We start from the raw sequence: 17,930 nt of genomic DNA on the forward strand, positions 1-17,930 counted from the left end.
AACCCTATGGCAGTTCCGGGGAATCGAACCCGGTGATAGGGCTGGTGGTAGGGGTCCTAGAGCTGCCGGACGACCCGATCGGCCAGTGCGGCCGCGTATCCGGGCGTGAGCTCGCCGAGTCCGAGCAGCACCCGGACGTACATCGGCGCGAGAATGTGATCGACGAGGTCGAGTGCGTCGGGGACCGCCTCGCCGCGCGCCGCGGCCCGGTCGAGCATCTCCCGCAGCTGCCGCCCGCGCTCGGCCACGAACCGCTCCCGCGCCGCGAGCCCCTCCGGCCCGGCCGTGGACAGCGCGACGACCAGCCGCAGCACGGCGAGCCCCTCCGGCCCGCCGACGTCGCGCGCGACCCCCTCGGCGTAGGCCCGCAGGTCCCCGGCCAGGCTGCCGGTGTCGGGCATCGGCGAGTTCGCGGTCAGCCGCGTGATCGCCACCTCGGTGACGAGCGCCTCGAGGTTCCCCCAGCGCCGGTACACGCTGGTGTCCGCCACCCCCGCCCGCTCGGCGACATCGCCGACGGTGAACGCCCCGTGTCCCCGCTCGGCGATCAGCTCGGCGACGGCCCGGTGCACCGCCGCCGTGACCCGCGCGCTGCGCCCACCGGTCCGCCTGGCCGTCCCGTCGCCTGTCACACACGACACCTTATCGCAGTCTGAAGCTGCGTTATGCTCCTTAAAGCCGCCACTGACTGCGTTAGGAGTGTGCCATGAGTATCGATCGCATCGACGCCGCCCTCACCACGACCGGTACCGTCGTCGCCGCCCTGGACCCGGCGAAGCTGGACGGCCCGTCCCCCTGCCCCGGCTGGACGCTGCACACCGAGCTCAACCACCTGGTCGGCGGCATGCGCATCTTCGCGGCGGAACTGACCGGCACCGAGCCGGCGGGCGAGCACGAGTCGGACTGGCTCGGCGCCGACCCGCGGCGCGCCTGGACGGAGGCCGCCGCCCTGGACCGCGCCGCCTGGCACCGCCCCGGCGCCCTGGACGGCGTGGTCCGGCTCGGCTTCGGCCCGGTCCCGGCCGGGCTGGCCGCCCTGATCCACCTCACCGAACTCGTCGTGCACGGCGCCGACCTCGCCGTCGCCACCGGCCACGGGCACCTGCTCGACGAGCCGATGTGCGAGGCCATGCTGGCCACCATGCGCGAGGCCGGCTTCGACGCCTTCCGCCGGCCCGGCATGTTCGGCCCCGAACGCCCGGCCCCGGCCGGCGCCCCGGCCCACGCGCGCCTGCTCGCCTACACGGGTCGCGATCTCTGACCGCCGTTTGCCACACCCGTGACATTTGTCCCGCTGATTCCGCTACGGACGGGCCCATGATGAAGGCATGGGGGATGGGATCGTGGAGGGCGTGACGATGACGGCAGATGTGGTCCGGCTGCGGCCGCCCGCGAACAGGGTCAGCCCGCGGGCGCTGTGGTACTGGGCGGCCCGCGCGGTGGTGCTGTGGGTGGTGTTGCTCGTGCCGCAGGCGATCTGGTGGTTCGCCGACGATGGGGGGCGGGCGAAGCACCTGGTCGTGGCGGCGGTGTGGCTGGTGCTGGCCGCGGTGCACCTGGTGGTGATGCCGCAGTGGCGGTACCGGGTGCACCGGTGGGAGGCGACCGAGACCGCGGTGTACACGCAGACCGGGTGGATCAGCCAGGAGCGGCGGATCGCGCCGATCTCGCGGGTGCAGACCGTGGACAGCGAGCGCGGGCCGATCGAGCAGCTGTTCAAGCTGGCCAACGTCACCGTGACCACCGCGTCGGCGGCCGGGCCGATCAAGATCGACGGGCTGGCCAAGGTGGACGCCGACCAGCTGGTGGCCGACCTGACCGAGCGGGTCGGGCGGACCACCGGGGACGCGACGTGACCACGACCGTGGGACCGGCGGCGGTCGACGCCGGGGGCGGCTGGCGGCGGCTGAGTCCGCGGATGCTCGCCGTACACCCGGTGATGGAACTGCGGCGGCTGATCTTCCCGCTGGTCGCGCTGGCGGTCGGGGTGCAGAGCAACAAGGGCGGCGACGGCGGCTGGTGGGCGCTCGGCATCGGCGGCATCGGCATCGTGCTCGGGTTTCTGCGGTACTTCACCACCTCCTTCCGGATCACGCCCGAGTACGTGCAGGTGCGCCGGGGCCTGCTGCGCCGCCGGACGCTGACGGTGCCGCGGGACCGCATCCGCACCGTCGACGTCACCTCGCACGTGCTGCACCGGGTCTTCGGGCTGGCCCGGGTCACCGTCGGCACCGGGCAGACCGACAAGAAGAACGACGGCGTGAAGCTGGACGGGCTCAGCGCCGCCGCGGCCGAGAACCTGCACCGCGAGCTGCTGCACCGCCCGGCCCCCGCGCCGGTCGCCGGCGCCGAGCCGGTGGCGCCGCCGGCCGAGGTTCCCTTGGCGGTACTGGACCCCGCCTGGATCCGCTACGGCCCGTTCACGCTGTCCGGCCTGGTGGCGATCGGTGTGCTGTTCGGCATCGGCTCGCGCCTGGTCAACGAGAGCCACGTGGACCTGACCCGCGTCAGCGTCGTGCGCGCCGTGCTCGACTACCTGCGCGACCGGCCGCTGCCGATCGCGATCCTGCTGGTGGCGGCCGGGGTCATGGTGTTCACCGCGGTCGCCTCGACCATCGGCTACGTGCTGGGCTTCTGGAACTTCCGGCTGAGCCGGCACGGCAGCGGCACCCTGCACGTCCGCCGCGGCCTGCTCACCACCCGCAACACCACCATCGAGGAGCGCCGGCTGCGCGGGGTCGAGCTCAGCGAGCCGCTGCTGCTGCGCTCGGTGCGCGGGGCCCGGGTCCTGGCCATCGCCACCGGCCTGCGCGTGGGCCGCGGCGCCGACCGCGGCGGCTCGATCCTGCTGCCGCCGGCACCCCGGGCCGTCGCGGCGGACGTCGCCGGTACCGTCATCGGCACCGACGAGCCGCTGCACCTCGCCCTGACCCGGCACGGCCCGCGGGCGAGCCGCCGCCGCCTGACCCGCGCCCTGACCGTGGCCACGGTGCTGATCCTCATCGCGCTGGCGTCCGTGCTGTTCGCGGGCGCCCCGTGGTGGGCGTTCTGGACGTCCCTGGCCCTGCTGCCGATCGCCGCCCTGCTGGCCTGGGACCGCGCCCGCTCGCTGGGCCACGCCCTCACGCCGGACTGGCTGGTGACCCGGCACGGCAGCCTGGTCCGCCGCCGGTACGTCCTGCGCACCGACGCCGTCATCGGCTGGAACCTCACCGCGTCCCTGTTCCAGCGCCGTGCCGGCCTGACCACCCTGACGGCGACGACGGCGGGCGGCCGCCAGCGCTACTCCGTCCTCGACGTCCCCGACGCCGAGGCCCTGCGGGTGGCCCGCACCGCCGTCCCGGGCCTGCTGGAGCAGTTCCTGGCGAAGTGACCCTCAGACGCTCCAGATCCGCGCGGACCCGTCCTCGCCCGCCGTCGCGATCCGCTCGCCGTCCGGGCTGATCGCGACGTCGTTGACCGGTCCGTCGTGGCCCAGCCGGGCGAGCTCCTTGCCGGTCTCGACGAGCCAGGCCCGCGCCGTCGCGTCGGTCGCCCCGGACACCAGCCAGGTGCCGTCCGGGGCGAACGCGACGGCGGTGACGAGCCCGTCGTGGCGCATCGCGCCCAGCGGGTCGCCGGTCACCGCGTCCCACAGCTTGATCACGCGGTCGTCGCCGCCGGTGGCCAGGACCGCGTCGTCCGGGCTGAGGGCCACGGCGTGCACGGCCGCGCCGTGGGACACCCGCAGGAGCTCCTCGCCGGCGTCGGTGAAGACGACCGCGTCGCCGTCGGTGCCGCCCACGACCAGCCGGCGGCCGTCGCGGCCGAACGCCACGTCCAGCGCGGCCCGGCTGTTGCCCGTCAGGCTCAGCACGATCTCGGCGTCCTCGTCCACGAGATCCACGCTGCCGTCGGCGCAGGCGACCGCGTACACCGGATCGTCCGCCCGGGGCGCCCAGGCGATCCGGAGCACGTCGGCCTCGTGGTCGGTCTCCTCCTCCTCGTACATGTCGTCGGCGTCCACCCGGCAGGTCAGCTCGTCGTCGAGCGTCACGGCGATGTCGTCGCCGGCCGGGTTCCAGGCCACGGCGCCCCGGCCGCCCCGCAGGTCCAGGCGGTCGAGCTCGGCACCGCTCGCGGCGTCCCAGATCCGGGCGGTGTCGTCGTGGCTGCCGGTCAGCACCCGGGCCCCGTCGGGGCTGAAGGCGACGGCGACGACCGGGCCGTCGTGCGTGAGCCGGATGAAGTCCGGTTCCGTCTCGGACTCCGGGTGCGCCGGCGGGGCGACCGTCGCCAGCCAGTCGCCGGCGAGCACGCGGGCGCCCGGCTGCGCGTGCCGCCGCCGCAGCACCCCGTCCCCGGCCGCGGTGAGCCGCCAGATCGCGCCGTCGCCGGTGCGGACCTCGGCCAGCGCCGTGCCGCCGGAGATCGGGTCGCCGTCGCCGGCGAGCCAGCGCACGAACGTGGCCATGCCGCCGGGAAGGGCCCAGCGCAGCGGGGTCTCGCCCGGCTCGGGCGGGACCGCCGCGCAGCTGCGGGCCGGCGCGGCGGCGGCGAACGCGGCCGCGCCCTGCACGACCGAGAGCTCTCGGGAGCGGCCGAGGCGGATCGGGCGGCCCAGCGCCGCCCGCACCGCCGCCTCGACGGCCGGCATGCGGGTCACCCCGCCGGTGAGCAGCACCTCGTCGACCTCGTCGAGGCGGATCTCGCAGCGGTGCAGCAGCTGCTGGACGCAGCCGACGGTGCGCCGGACGAACGGGGCGACGACCCGGTCGACGACGGCGCGGTCGAGGGCGAGCACCACGTCGGTGTCGCCGAAGTCGTCGTCGGCCGTGGTGGCCTGGCTGAGCTGGTGCTTGAGCGCCACGACCTGGGCGTCGAGCTGCATGCGGGCCCGCGGCGAGGTGAGGTGGCCGGCGAGGCGGGCCTCGGCGTCGAGCAGGGTCTGGATCAGGGCGCGGTCGATGTCGCGGCCGCCGCAGTCCTCCAGGGCGGCGTGGCCCAGGACGCCGGCGCCGGTGCGGACGAGGGCGGTGTCGAAGGTGCCGCCGCCGAAGTCGTACACCAGCAGGAGCGAGCCGTCCGCCGGGGCCGGGCCGGCCATCGGGGCGAGGGCGGCCGCCACGGGCTCGGGCAGCAGTTCGACGGCCTCGAAGCCGGCGTCCGTACCGGCGCGGATCATCAGGGCGTGCCGCGGGTCGTGCCCGGTGTACGACGCGGGCACGGTCAGGGCGGCGCGCGTGACCGGGCGGCCCGCGGCGCGCCCGGCCTCGCGGCGCACGGCGGCGAGCATGGCGGTGACCAGTTCGAGCGGGGAGTACGAGCGCTCGCCGAGCGGGATGGGCACCGTCTCGCCCAGGTCGCGCTTGAACTCGGCCCGGTACTCGGTCGGGCGGCGGCGTTTGCGTACCTCGGCGGCGGTACCGGTGAGGAGCTCGGCACCGTCGAGGCAGACCGCCGAGGGCCAGGCCCGGCTGTGGCTGCTCGGGTCCTCGATGAACTCCTCGGCGCCGTCGGCGATGAGGATGGCCGAGGTCGTCGTCGTGCCGAAGTCGATGGCCAGGACGGGGTCCGGGTTCACCATGTGCTCACCGTGTTCAGCTCGTGGATGAGGTACTCGTAGGCGCGCACGACGATGCGGGCCGCCTCGCGGTCGGGGCCGTACAGGATGCCGGACATCCAGTGCACGCTCCACCAGGCGTGCCGCTCCCGGGCCAGTTTCTGCAGGTGCTCCGGCGGGGTGTCCGGCGGGGCGCCGAGCCGGTCGCACGGGCGCCGGCCGAACTCGCCGAGCACGCGGCGGACCTCCTCGGCCTCCGCCTCGCTGCCCGGGTTCAGGCGTCCCGTGTAGAGGTTGCGCAGTACCGTCAGCTGATCGATCCCCGGCTCGTTGAGCGACAGCCGGGTGAAGACCCCGATCGCCTCGTCCAGGGCGGTGCGCTCGCGCGGGCCGAGGCCGGCCGCCAGCTCGTGCGGCATCCGGCCGATGCGCTCGGTCGCGGCGTGGAACTTCAGCAGCGACGCCCGGTGCCCGAAGTGGTCGACGAGCTTGGCCCGCAGGTCCTCCATCCCGCTGTCGGCCAGCAGGTGCGCGCGCAGCGGCTCCAGGGTGTCGATGCCGTCGCGGATGGCGGTTGTGGCCGCGAAGAGGCCGTACGCCGCGAACTGGTCCCACAGCCGGCGCCGCTGGGCGGGCTCCAGGGGCAGCTCGGCGTTCTCGGCGGTGAACCGGTCGGCCATCACCAGGCGGCCGCGCAGCCGCTCGGGCGGGAGCGCGGCCAGCTCGCGCAGCTGCTCCAGGGCCGGCTCGTCCAGCACGCTGGCGCCGAGGCCGACCAGGCTGCACACCGGCGTGAGGTCGTAGAGGCGGCGGTGCATGTTCGGCGCCTCGCGCAGCGTGCGGTCGGCGAGCCGGCGGCCGATGACGAGCGGGTGCTCCTCGCCGTACCGCCACCGGTGCTCGCACTTCGTCAGCACCCCGAGTGCGTTGAGCGGCGTGGCGTCGGCCCGCTCGCCGCCCAGGAAGTTGTCCAGCAGCTGGGTGTCGGCCTCGGCCGGGCCGCGGATGCCGACGACGAGCAGCAGCGCGTCGGCGGTCGAGGCGTGCTGCAGCGTCGAGGTGCGGATCTCGCCGGGGACCATGCGCAGGAACTCGAGGGTGTTGAGCGAGTCGTCGCCGAACACCGCGTCGAGGCCCGGGGTGTCGATGAGCTCGAAGCTGCGCAGGTACTTCGCCGTGGTCTCCACCACCACCTCGCGGATGCCCTGCAGCTGCTCCATGTGCTCCTCGCGCCGTGCGGTGAGCGACTCCAGCGCCTCCAGGCTGTACGGGACGGGGGGCCGGTTGTCCTTGTAGTGGACCATCAGGCCGGGCTTGGTGCCGTACCGGAGACGGTTGACGTTGTAGGTGAGCTCCTGCGAGCCGGTCGCCACCCGCTGCTCGCCGATAAGCGCGTTGACCAGCGTGGATTTGCCGGAGCTGACCCGCCCGACGACGGCGACGCTCATCAGGGCCCTGGCCCGCTCGCGGATCGCGCCGAGGGCCTGGCGCAGCAGGCGGGTCCGCTCGGCGCCCGGGGCGAGGATGCGGTCGGCCTCGGCGAACGCGTCGGCCAGGCGGCGCTCCAGGGTCTCGGTCACCGGCCGTCCTCGCCGACGCTCGACAGCCGGGTGACCCGCTCGATCAGCGCGGCGCTGCCGTCGCGCAGGTCCAGCAGCGGCGCCTGCTCCACGGCCAGCTCGGCCAGGCGCGCCTCGGCCTGCTCGGCGGTCGCGGCGGCGGCCGCCCGCAGCCGCGGCAGGGTGTCGGTGATCCGCTCCTGCTCCCGGTTGATCCGGCTGTCGAGCTCGGCCGCGATGTCCTTGGTGTAGTCGCCGACCACCCGCTCGACGGCCGCCTCGATGGTGCGGGTCTGGTTGCGCCGCCCGTCGGCGACGGCCGCCCGCAGCTGGTCGCGCCGCTCCGCGAGGACGTGCGCCGGGATCTCCTCGGTCACCTCGACGGTCCAGCGCCGCTCGGCCCGCACCAGCTCCTCGCGCTCCACGACCCGCACCTTCGGCGGGACGAAGGCGTCGTAGCGCTCCTGCCCCTTCGTGCCGAACAGGAACCCGACCACCGACCGCGCGCCGCGGGAGACGACGTTGCGCTCCAGGGTGACGGTCTCGCGGACGGTCCGGTACTCGGCGGGCTCGTACCGCTCCTCCGTGCGCGTCGGGCGCTGCAGCCGGCCCAGCCCGCCGAGGTCGACCAGGCCCGGCGGCGGCAGGGCGCCGAGCGCGCTGTTGCCCAGCTCGAGGCCGATCTCGGCGGCGAGGTCGCGCTGCAGCTGGGCCGCCTGCTTGCCGCCCCACTCGCCGACCGCGGTCATCGCCATGTCCAGGTCGCCGTTGAGCCGGGCGCCGAGCCGGTCGGGGTGCTCCTGGTACTCGCGCTCGTCGACGTACTCGCCCTCGGCCCGCGTCCAGACCCGGTCGAACTCGCCCGCCGCCCGCTCGGCCAGGGTGCGGCGCAGCGCCTCGACGGACTTGTCCAGCCGCAGCCGCCAGGGTGCCGCGCCGGCCGCCAGCTCGGCCAGCCGCGCCGACTCCCGCTCGGTCTCGCGCTCCAGCTCGGCGAGGCGGTCGCGGCTGCTGTCCCGCAGGGCCGCCTCTTCGGACTGCAAGGGCTGCAGCAGTACCCGCAGTGCCGCATCGAGCTCCGCCAGCGCGCCGCCGAGGATGACCTTCGCGCGGTGCCGGGCCAGCTGCGCCCACAGGGCCGCCTCCAGCCGCGGGAACCCGCTCTGCTCGATGAGCTCGGCGTCGTCGATGGCCAGGCCCTCCTGCTTGGCCAGGCTGGACACCGGGAACACCCGCACGGCCGCCCCGTCGCGCCCCGTCGCGTCGGCCACCCGCCGGCGCACCCCGTCGACCCACACGTCGATGTCGGTGACCAGGTCGGCCTTGGTGATCGCGACGAGCAGCGCGTCGGGGTTGTCGCTGCCGCGCACCGCGTGGGCCGCCTCGGTGAGGAAGTCGACCTCGTACCTGCTCAGCGGCTCCTCGGCCGAGGCGACGAACACGATTGCGTCGGCGGCCGGCAGATAGTGCTTGGTCACCCGGGTGTGCTCGTAGAACACGCCGCCGACGCCGGGGGTGTCGACGAGCAGCATGCCGGCCGCGATCCGCTCGTCGGGCAGCGTGATCTCGACCAGCCGGGCCCGGTCGGCGTCCGGGTTGGTGGTGCCCTGGGCGGTGAACTCGCCGATCTGGTCGCGCCGGATGCGCCGCCGCTCGGCCGGGCGCGGCGGGTCCTCGTCGAGCGTGACCCACACCTCCTCGCGGTCCCCGCGCCCGATCGTGGTGACCAGCCGGGTGGCGAAGAACGCGTCGGTGGCCAGCAGGTTGGGCTGGTTCAGCAGCGCGTTGAGCAGGCTGGACTTGCCGCGGTTGAACTCGCCGCAGACGACCACGGTGAGCCGCCCGCCGAGCAGCCGCTCCTGCGCCCCGAACAGCCGGTCCACGGTGACCTCGGCGCCGCGCCCGTGGGCCAGCGGGGTGACCCGCTCGAACTGCGCCAGGATCTCCTGCCGCAGCACGTCGTACTCAGCCACCGAGCCCTCCCAGATTCCATCGCGCCACCGTCCGCTGCGTCGCGAACACGACCGCGGCGCCGTCCGCCGTGAAGGCGAGGTCCTGTGCGGGTGCCAGCGCGATCACCTGGTTCGGGCCGGCCAGTTCGGCGTTGGTGACCGCCTGGTGCAGCATCCGCTCGACCAGCGCGCCGGTGCCGAGGTCCCACACCCAGACCTGCCCTTCGTTCGCGGCCCCGGCGAGCAGGCGGCCGTCGGAACTGACGTGCAGCAGGCCGTAGGTGTGCCCGTTGCCCGGGATCTCCAGGAGCCGCTCGCCGGTGCGCACGTCCCAGATCCGGATCACACCGCTGCCGGCGACCGCCAGCCGCCGGCCGTCCGGGGTCCAGGCGAACGCGTTCACGGACTGGTCGCCGACCGACCCGACGTTCGCCCCGTTGCGCAGCTCGAACAGCTGGCGCTGCCCGTTGATCACGAGCTCGGCGCCGGGCGAGACGACCACGGGGTTGGTGTTGGCCAGGCCGTCCATGCGCCGGCCGGCCGGCGTCGCGCCGTTCACCGGTGACCAGGTCGTCATCTGCTGGTAGTGGGTCAGCGCGACCACGGTCTCCGCGTCGGTGAAGGCGAGCGGGTAGAGGGTGGCGCCGTTCGGCACGCCGAGCGGCTCGAACGCGGTCCGGTGCAGCTCGGTCCCGGACTCGGCATCGAGCACCACGGCAACGTTGCGGACGCCCTTCGCCGGGTCGTGGGCCCAGACCGCGATCCGGGACCCGTCGGGCGCGAAGGTGGCCACGTGGGGCCCCTCCACCTCGGCGCTCCACAGCGGCTCGGCCGTCTCGGCCAGCCGCAGCAGCTGCACCGTCCCGTTCGTGCGTACCACGGCCCGGTCCCCGGCCGGCGACACCCGGACCGCGCCGGACGGGACCTCGAACACCTGGTCCGGCGGGGTGAGCACCGGCCGCGGCCCGGCCGCGCGGTGCGCGGTGCGGCCGGGTGGTCCGGCGGTGACGAGCCAGTCGCCGGTGGCGATGCGCCGACCGGCCGCGGCGTGCAGGCGGTGGACGCGCAGCGGGCGGTCGCCGGTGCGCAGCTGCCACAGGCCGCCGTCGGCCAGGCGGAGCAGGGCGAGTACCGCGCCCGGGGCGACGTCGGCGCCGGGGGCGACCTCCCAGCGCAGGAGGGTACCGCTGCCGCCCGGCAGGTCCCAGGTCAGCGGGCGCAGGTCCGGGCCGGGCGGGGTGGCCACGCTGAAGCGGTCGGTGACGGTGCGGGTCCAGGCGGCGGCGCCCTGGGCGACCGCGAGCTCGGGGTCCTCGACGCGGCGGACGCGGTCGCCGAAGGCCTGGGTGACGGCGGCGAGGATGGCGGGCATCCGGGTGGTGCCGCCGGTGAGGAGCACGGCCGACAGGTCCTCGGCCCGCAGCCCGCAGCGGTCCAGCAGCTCGCGGCACAGGGTGAGGGAGCGGACCACGAGCGGGTCGACGGCCTTGCTGAGCCGGTCCCGCTCGACGTCGAGGAACAGGTCGGCCGGGGCGAAGCGGGCCTCGACCTCCTCCTCGTCGCTGAGCCAGCGCTTGACCGAGGCCGCGAACTCGCCGAACTCGACCTCGTTGCGGGCCCGGGCCGCGACCGAGCCGTCGCCGGTCAGCCAGGTGGTGAGCGGCTCGCCGGCCAGGGCCAGGAGTTCGCGGCGCATGAGCACGTCGACGTCGCGGCCGCCGCAGTCGTCGAGGGCGGCGTGGCCGAGCACCTCGTGGCGGGAGTCGGCGGCCAGCCGGACGAGCGCGGCGTCGAAGGTGCCGCCGCCGAAGTCGTACACCAGCACGGTGTCCCCGGCCGCGAGGGGCGCCCCGGCGACCGGGGCGAGGGCGGCCGCGACCGGCTCGGGCAGCAGGTCCACGACGGCGAACCCGGCCGCCTCGCCCGCCGCGATGAGCAGCTCGCGGCGCGGGTCCCCGGCGCGGTAGCTCGCCGGGCAGGTCAGCACGGCCCGGGTGATCGGCGCGCCGTGCAGCCGCTCCGCCTCGTTGCGGATCGCCGCGGCCAGGGCGGCGATCAGCTCCTCGGGCCGCCGCTCGGCGTCGCCGAGGCGCAGCGGCACGTTCGCCCCGAGGTCGCGCTTGAACTCGATCCGCGCGATGTCGGGGCGGGAGGGCCGGCGCAGCTCGGCGCGCCGGCCGACCAGCAGCTCCCGGCCGTCCCAGGCGGCCACCGACGGCCAGACCCAGGACTCGCCGGAGCGCTCCTTGACCAGCCGTACCGTGTCCCCGACGACCAGCGCCGCGGCCGACGTGGACGTGCCGATGTCGAGAACGAGAACCGCCTCGTCGTTCATGCGTTTTCCTCCACCCGCAGCTGGTCGAGCAGAACCTCGTAGGCGCGCCGGATCACGCCCGCCGCGACCCGGGTGCGTCCACTGTGGACGCGGGTCAGTTCGGTGGTGGCCCAGTGCTCGATCCTGGTCAGCGCCCGTTTCCGCAGCGCGTCCGGGTCGCTGTCCGGCGGCAGGCCGAGCCGTTCGGCCGGGGTGCGGCCGCGCTCGCCGAGCACCCGCAGCAGCTCCTCGGTCTCGGCCGTCCCGAACGCCAACCGCCCCGCGTAGTGGTCGCGCAGCACGGTCAGCTCGGCGAACGCGTGCACGGTCACCGCCAGGCCGGTCACCTCGGCCACCGCCCGGTTCACGGCCCGCCGGCTCGCCGCCTCGGCCGCGATCCCTGCCGCGCCGGCCGCTTGGCCCGACGCCGCCGCGCCGTCGTGTGGCGCACCGTCGTGTGGCGCGCCGTCGTGTGGCGCGCCGTCGTGTGGCGCGCCGCCGTGGGGCGGGGGAGTGACGGGTGTCTGCGCGGGCGGCATCGGGCGCTCGAGGGAGCGGACCTCCTGCACCACGCGGTCGAGGCCGATCACCTCCGCCCGGGCCGCGAAGTGCCCCAGCAGCAGCTCCCGGAAGCCGGTCAGGCCGCTGCGCTCCAGCAGCCCGGCCCGCAGCTCCTCGGCGCTCGTGCAGCCCGCGCGGATGAGCTCCGTGGACAGCCACACGCCCCAGCCGCCGAACCGGTCCAGCAGGGCCGCCCGCCGGTCCCGCCGCACCGGCAGCTCGGGCAGGTCGCGTCCGGCGAACGCGGGGCCGAGGCGCAGGCGGGACTGGAGCAGCTCTGGACGTACCGATGCCAAGGCTTGAAGGTCTGTGCAGTCGTCGGCGGTGAACGTGCCCGCCGCCGCGGCCACGAGGCCCGCGAGCGGGCGCAGCTCGAACAGCAGCCGGTCCGCGCCCGCGTTGCGCATCATCATGTCGGCGACGCGGCGGCCCTGGGCGATCGGGTCGGGGTGCTCCGGCCAGTAGTACTCCACCTTGGTCAGCGCGCCGACCGTCGTCACCGGGCCGGAGCCGCCGAGCCCGGCCCGCGTGAAGTCGGCCAGCAGCTCCGCGTCGGACTTGGCCAGGCCGCGGTCGAAGACCATGATGAGCGCGTCGGCGCGGCTCGCGTGGCGGGCGGACAGGTCGGTGATGTCGTCGCCGCTGCGGCCCAGCCAGCGCAGCGCGTTGGCCGAGTCGTCCTGCAGCGACGAGTCGAGGCCGGGCGTGTCGACCAGGTCGTAGTCGGCCAGCCCGGGGTTGGGCAGGCCGACCTCCAGGTGGTCGATGCGCAGCAGGAACCGGCGCAGGTCCGCGTCGCGCTCCCGGGCCCGCGCGGCCAGCCGGTCGAGGTGCCCGAGGTCGTGCCGCTCCGGCTCGGCCCCGTCGGTGAAGTGCACCGTCAGCGACGGGTGCTCGGCGTGGCGGAACCGGCTGACGTTGAACGTGAGCTCCAGGGCCCCGGTCGGCGCGAGCGGCGCCCGCAGCAGCGCGTTGGCGAGCGTGGACTTGCCGGAGCTGATCCGCCCGACGAGCGCGACGCGCAGCCGCTCGCCCAGCCGCGCCCGGACCTCGCCGAGGATCCGGCGGGCGTGCCCGGCCTCGTCGCCCGGCACCCCGTCGAGGACGGCGCCGGCGCGGGCGAAGGCCGCCTCGGCCGCACTGACGGGCTTGCGGTTCACCGGCCCGCCAGGGTGGCCGCGCTCTTGGTCAGCTCGGCGATGCGGGTCGCGGCCTTCTGCAGCGGCTCCCGCTCGGCGCGCAGCTCGCCGAGGCGGCGCTCGGCCTCCGCGACGCTGCCCTCCCGCTGGCGCTCCAGCCGCTTGACCGTGTCGTCGGCGCTCTCCAGCTCCTGCCTGATGCGGCTGCTCAGCTCGGCCGCGAGGGCCTGGGTCAGGCCGCTCTGCAGCTCGGCCAGCGCCTGCTCGAGGTGGGCCTGCTGGCCCTGGCGCAGCGCGGCCAGCTCCTGGGTGAGGCTGCGCCGGCGGGCCTCGCGGTCGGCCTTGGCCTCCTCGTTGCGGGAGTGCTGCCAGCCCATCGAGGCGCCCCAGAGCGTGCCGATGGCGCCGACGATCCAGGCCCCGAACTGCGCGCCGGCGACGGTGCCGGGCCCGGGCGCGACGAGCGTGCCGATGATCGCCCCGACCGTGTAGCCGACCGCGCCGCCGAGGGTGCCGCCGGTGCTCGACGCCCACCCCATCTCGCGCAGCCGGGCCGGCATCCGGTTGGGCCGGTCGGCCGCGCCCAGGCCGCCGGTGACGGCGAGGGTCGGCACCGGCGGGTTCGGCAGCGTGGCCAGCCGCGGCCGGGTCAGCTGCAGCTCGCTCTGGGCCGCGACCTCGGCCAGGACCCGGGACGCCTCCCGCGCCGCGAGGTCGTTGAGCCCGCCGACGACCATGGACGCGTCCGCGGTGATCTGCCCGACCAGCCGGCTGGTGTCGTCGAGGAACTCGTTGCGGTACACGTAGTCGGTCGCCACCCGCTGCCAGACCTCGTTGAGCCCGGCCGCCGCCCGCCGCTTCAGCAGCCCGCCGAGCTCGGCGACCTTGCGGTGCAGCTCGCCCGTCCACGCGCCCGAGCCCTGCCGCAGCACCTGCAGCCGGCGCTGCTTGGCCGCGATCTGCTCGCGGAGGGCGGCCAGTTCGGCGGTACCGTCCTTGCGCAGCGCCTCGATCGCGATGTCCACCGGCCCGAGCAGCGCCTGCGCGGTCAGATCGAGATCGGCCAGCGCGCCGCCGAGCAGCAGCGTCGTGCGCCGGCGGTGCAGGGTGCTCCAGATGACGGCTTCCAGCCGGTCGAACCCGGCCACCTCGCGGTCGAGCTCGTCGCCGGACTCCAGCCAGTGCAGCTGGGCCCGCGCCGACACCGGCACCACCTCGACGGACCCGGCCGGACGCCCGGTGGCCGCGGCGACCTTGGCCCGCATGTCCTGCAGGTGCGGGGTGACGTCGCCGACGGTGTCGATGCGGGTCAGCACGTACAGCTGGCCGTCGGGGTCGTCGGCGACCTGCGCGGCGGTGGTGGCGCTGCGCAGGAAGGTCAGCTCGCTCTGGGTCAGCGGCTTGGTCGTGTCGGAGACGAACAGCACCGCGTCGGCCGTCGGCAGGTACGCCATCGTGGCCGCCGTGTGCTCCTCGAACATCCCGCCGACCCCGGGCGTGTCGACCCACCGGATGCCGGAGCGCAGCCGCGGGTTCGGGGTGAGGATCTCCAGCAGCAGCGCGCGCTTGACGTTCTGCGGGTTGCCGAGCTCCGTGACGTACTCCGCGATCTGCTCCCGGGTGATCGCCCGGCGCTGCTCGGGGCCGCCGTCGACACCCTCCAGCACGACCGTGATGGACTCGGTCTCGGCGTAGGCCACGGTGGTGACGAGCCGCGTGGCGATCACGGTGTCGACCGGCAGCAGCGGCTCCTGCTCCCCGAGCAGCGCGTTGAGCAGCGTCGACTTGCCGCGCTTGAACTCGCCGCAGACGACCACGGAGAGGCGCCCCTCGGCGAGGCGCTCGCGGGCCGCGCCGAGGCGGCGGATGCTCTCCTCGGCCTTGCTCTCGGCGGCGGTCCCGGCGAGCACCTCGAACAGGCCGAGGGCCTCGTCGCGCAGCAGCTCGAACGCCTCGGCGGCATCGCTCAGCGTCACGTCGTCCGCGCGCTCGTCGTCGGTCATGGCGTTCCCCTTCAGATGAAGTCGTCGTCGGTGCCGCTGGTGGCCGGGAAGGTGACGCGGGGCGCGGGCGTCTCCCGGACGCGCGTGAGGTCCCGCCATCGAGTTGCTGCGAGCGGGCGTTCGGCCCGCAGCGGCGTCGGGGCCAGGTCGACGCTGACGATCCAGTCGCCGGAGGTGAACGCGGCGCCGGGCCGGGCCTGCTGGGCCACGATCCGGCCGGGCTCCTCCGGGCCGCGCAGCCGCCACAGCGCCCCGTCGTCGGAGCGGGCGATCCCGAGCAGCTCGCGCGCTCCGAACGCGGCGCCCTCCGCGACCAGCCAGCGCACCAGCGTCGCCGAGGACCCGTGCAGGTCCCAGCTCAGCGGCAGCCGGTTGGCGACCGGGCGCCCCGCGGTGATGTCGCGCTCGTGGGAGCGGCCGGCGAGGAGGGCTGCCCCCAGTACCACGGCCAGCTCCGGATCCTCGGCCCGGCGCAGCGGCACCCGGAACTCCGCCGCCACCGCCGCGGCGACCAGCGGCATCCGGGTCGTCCCGCCGACGAGCAGGACCGCGCCGGGATCCTCGCCGGCCCGGGCGATCAGCGTCCGGCAGCACGCCAGCGTGCGACGCAGCAGCGGCCCGGCCAGCGCCGCCAGGTCCTCGGTGCGCAGGACCACCGGCGCGGCCGTCGGCGACGGGTAGTCCTCGACCTCGTCGGACGCGCTGAGCTGGTGCTTGAGCCCGCGCGCGAAGTCGGTCAGGTGCAGCCGGGCGCGCAGCGCCGCGTCGCCGGTGAGCCCGAGGTCCTCGCCCGACTCGGTGGCGACCCGGGCCGCGATCAGCCCGTCGATGTCGCGGCCGCCGCAGTCGTCCAGGGCGGCGTGGCCGAGCACGGTGTGGTGGCCGTCGCGGCCGTACCGCACCAGCGCCGCATCGAACGTGCCGCCCCCGAAGTCGTAGACCAGCACCACGTCCCCGTCGCCGAAGGGCGGGCCGGTCAGCGGGCCCAGCCCGGCCGCGACCGGCTCGACGACCAGCTCGACCTCGGCGAAGCCCGCCGCCTCCCCGGCCGCGATCATCTCGGCGGCGCGCGGGTCGTGCCGGCCGTACGCCGCGGGCACGCTCAGCACCAGCCGCTCGACCGGCCCGCCGGCGATCTCCGCGGCCAGTTCGCCGTAGGCGCGCAGGAGGGCGGCGACGAGGTCGCCGGCGCGATAGGGGTGCTCGCCGAGCAGTACCGGCGCGCTCTGCCCCAGGTCGCGTTTGAACTCGGCCCGGAACGCGGCCGGCGCGCCCCGCTTGCGCCCGGCGGCGGCCGAGCCGACCAGGAGCCGGTCGCCCTGCCGGAACACCGCGGACGGCCACGAGTAGAGGCCGCTGGCCGGCTCCTTGATCAGCCGCAGCCGCCCGCCGCCGTCGACGAGCGCGGCCGAGGAGGCCGACGTGCCGAAGTCGACCACCAGCACCGGCCGGTTGTCCTTGTCCAAGCCTCGCTCCGTCCCGGTTCTCGTCGCGTTGTCAGCCGGTGGTGTCGACGGTGACGATCCAGTCCCCGGTGAGCACGGCGTCGCCCTGGTGCGCGTGCTGCACCTGGACCCGCCCGGCGCCGGCCGCGGCCAGGTCGATCAGCGACCCGTCGGCCGCCCGCACCCTTCCCAGGACCTGCCCCGCCGTGTACCGCTGCCCGGGCCCCACCAGCCACTCGACCACGGTCGCCGGACCGGCCGGCAGCGTCCACGACAGCGGCTGGCGCTCCGGCCGCGGCGCCTGCGCGGTGGCCGTCAGCACCGCGCCGCCCGTGGCCCACACCCCGGCGCCCTGCGAGACGGCGACCTCGACGTCCTCGGCCTGGCGGACCGGCAGCGCGAGGGTGCGGGCCAGGTGGTCGGTCACGCCCGGCAGCCGGCTCGACCCGCCGACCAGGACGACCGCCGCGACCGGGCCGGGCCGCACGTCGTCGAGCAGCCGCCGGCAGCAGTCGGTGGTGCGCTCCAGCAGCGGCTGGGCGAGCAGCCGCAGCCGCTGCTGGTCCAGGCGCAGCACCAGCCCGGCCGCGCGGAAGTAGTCGTCGGCCGCGGTCTCGGCGCTGACCCGGTGCTTGAGCTGCCGGGCGAACTCGGCGAACTCCATCGTGTCGCGGGCCGCGGACAGGCGGGCGTCGTCGTCGGCGTCCTCGGCCGCGTCCAGCACCCCGGCGAGGGTCGCGCCGCCGGCCGCGCGCAGGTGGGCGATCACGGCGGCGTCGAGGTCGCGCCCGCCGCAGTCGTCGAGGGCGGCCGCGCCGAGGACGGTGTGCGGGGCCCCGTCGCCCGCCCCGAGGCGGACGAGGGCGGCGTCGAAGGTGCCACCGCCGAAGTCGTACACGAGGACGGTCGCACCCGGCGGCAGCGGCTCGCCGGCGACCGGGGCGAGCGCGGCCGCGACCGGCTCGGCGACGAGCTCGGCGGCGGGCAGCCCGGCGTTGCGGGCCGCCTCGAGCATGTCCCGGGCGCGCAGGTCGTCGGGGCCGTACGAGGCGGGCACGGTGATGACGGCGCGGGCGACCCGGGCGCCGTGGACCCGCTCGGCCTCCTCCCGGATCGCCTGCAGGATGAGCGTGACGAGATCGACGGTGCGCAGTGGGCGCTCGGCGAGGTACAGCGGCGTGCCCTGCCCCAGGTGCCGCTTGAGCTCGTCGCGGAACCCGCCCGGCCGCAGCCGCCGCCGGCTGACCGCGGCGGTGCCGACCACCGGCTTGCGCCCGTCGAAGAAGACCGCCGACGGCCAGGTCCAGCCGCCGCTGCCCGGCTCGCGCAGCTGGACCCGGCGCACGCCGTCGGTCAGCGTCGCCGCCGAGCTGGTCGTGCCGAAGTCGATGGCGAGCACCGCGCCGCCCATGCCG

12 protein-coding genes are annotated in these 17,930 nt (G+C 75.7%); 3 read left to right on the forward strand and 9 right to left on the reverse strand.

Features of this window, described 5'->3' with window-relative positions:
- Nucleotides 1–56: 56 nt before the first annotated feature.
- Nucleotides 57–632, reverse strand: coding sequence for a TetR/AcrR family transcriptional regulator (locus ACQPZ4_RS22900; protein WP_433064683.1), 576 nt, complete (start codon nt 630–632; stop codon nt 57–59).
- Nucleotides 633–706: 74 nt separating this feature from the next.
- Here ACQPZ4_RS22900 and ACQPZ4_RS22905 point away from each other — a divergent pair, with 74 nt between their 5' ends.
- From ACQPZ4_RS22905 to ACQPZ4_RS22915, 3 genes are all read left to right on the forward strand, one after another.
- Complete coding sequence (locus ACQPZ4_RS22905; RefSeq protein ID WP_433064685.1) at nt 707–1,261, forward strand: TIGR03086 family metal-binding protein; 555 nt, start codon at nt 707–709, stop codon at nt 1,259–1,261.
- A gap of 67 nt (nt 1,262–1,328) precedes the next feature.
- On the forward strand, nt 1,329–1,856 hold the full coding sequence (locus ACQPZ4_RS22910; RefSeq protein WP_433064688.1) for a PH domain-containing protein: 528 nt from the start codon (nt 1,329–1,331) through the stop codon (nt 1,854–1,856).
- A complete protein-coding gene (locus ACQPZ4_RS22915) occupies nt 1,853–3,373 on the forward strand; it encodes a PH domain-containing protein (RefSeq protein ID WP_433064691.1) in 1,521 nt (506 codons plus the stop codon). Before ACQPZ4_RS22910 ends, ACQPZ4_RS22915 begins: the two co-directional genes overlap by 4 nt.
- Before the next feature lie 3 nt (nt 3,374–3,376).
- Here the strand turns inward: ACQPZ4_RS22915 and ACQPZ4_RS22920 are convergent, their stop codons facing one another.
- Genes ACQPZ4_RS22920 through ACQPZ4_RS22955 form a run of 8 tightly spaced genes read right to left on the reverse strand, consistent with a single transcriptional unit; the run spans nt 3,377 to nt 17,926 of the window.
- The gene (locus ACQPZ4_RS22920; protein WP_433064695.1) at nt 3,377–5,566 is read right to left on the reverse strand and encodes an Hsp70 family protein; all 2,190 of its coding nucleotides are present in this window, start codon (nt 5,564–5,566) and stop codon (nt 3,377–3,379) included.
- Nucleotides 5,560–7,122 carry a dynamin family protein gene (locus ACQPZ4_RS22925; protein WP_433064698.1) on the reverse strand — a complete coding sequence of 521 codons (1,563 nt, stop codon included), beginning with the start codon at nt 7,120–7,122 and terminating at the stop codon, nt 5,560–5,562. The genes ACQPZ4_RS22920 and ACQPZ4_RS22925 overlap by 7 nt, the downstream gene beginning before the upstream one ends.
- Nucleotides 7,119–9,074, reverse strand: coding sequence for a dynamin family protein (locus ACQPZ4_RS22930; RefSeq protein ID WP_433064701.1), 1,956 nt, complete (start codon nt 9,072–9,074; stop codon nt 7,119–7,121). The genes ACQPZ4_RS22925 and ACQPZ4_RS22930 overlap by 4 nt, the downstream gene beginning before the upstream one ends.
- Complete coding sequence (locus ACQPZ4_RS22935; protein WP_433064704.1) at nt 9,067–11,388, reverse strand: Hsp70 family protein; 2,322 nt, start codon at nt 11,386–11,388, stop codon at nt 9,067–9,069. The genes ACQPZ4_RS22930 and ACQPZ4_RS22935 overlap by 8 nt, the downstream gene beginning before the upstream one ends.
- Nucleotides 11,385–13,088, reverse strand: coding sequence for a dynamin family protein (locus ACQPZ4_RS22940; protein ID WP_433064706.1), 1,704 nt, complete (start codon nt 13,086–13,088; stop codon nt 11,385–11,387). The genes ACQPZ4_RS22935 and ACQPZ4_RS22940 overlap by 4 nt, the downstream gene beginning before the upstream one ends.
- On the reverse strand, nt 13,085–15,070 hold the full coding sequence (locus tag ACQPZ4_RS22945) for a dynamin family protein (RefSeq protein ID WP_433064709.1): 1,986 nt from the start codon (nt 15,068–15,070) through the stop codon (nt 13,085–13,087). Before ACQPZ4_RS22945 ends, ACQPZ4_RS22940 begins: the two co-directional genes overlap by 4 nt.
- An 11-nt stretch (nt 15,071–15,081) precedes the next feature.
- Nucleotides 15,082–16,536: an Hsp70 family protein gene (locus ACQPZ4_RS22950; protein ID WP_433064712.1), complete on the reverse strand. Its 1,455-nt coding sequence runs from the start codon at nt 16,534–16,536 to the stop codon at nt 15,082–15,084.
- 31 nt (nt 16,537–16,567) lie between these two features.
- Nucleotides 16,568–17,926: an Hsp70 family protein gene (locus tag ACQPZ4_RS22955; protein WP_433064715.1), complete on the reverse strand. Its 1,359-nt coding sequence runs from the start codon at nt 17,924–17,926 to the stop codon at nt 16,568–16,570.
- Nucleotides 17,927–17,930 lie beyond the last annotated feature (4 nt).

Source organism: Dactylosporangium sp. CS-033363, from assembly GCF_050942475.1.
Taxonomy (GTDB): domain Bacteria; phylum Actinomycetota; class Actinomycetes; order Mycobacteriales; family Micromonosporaceae; genus Dactylosporangium.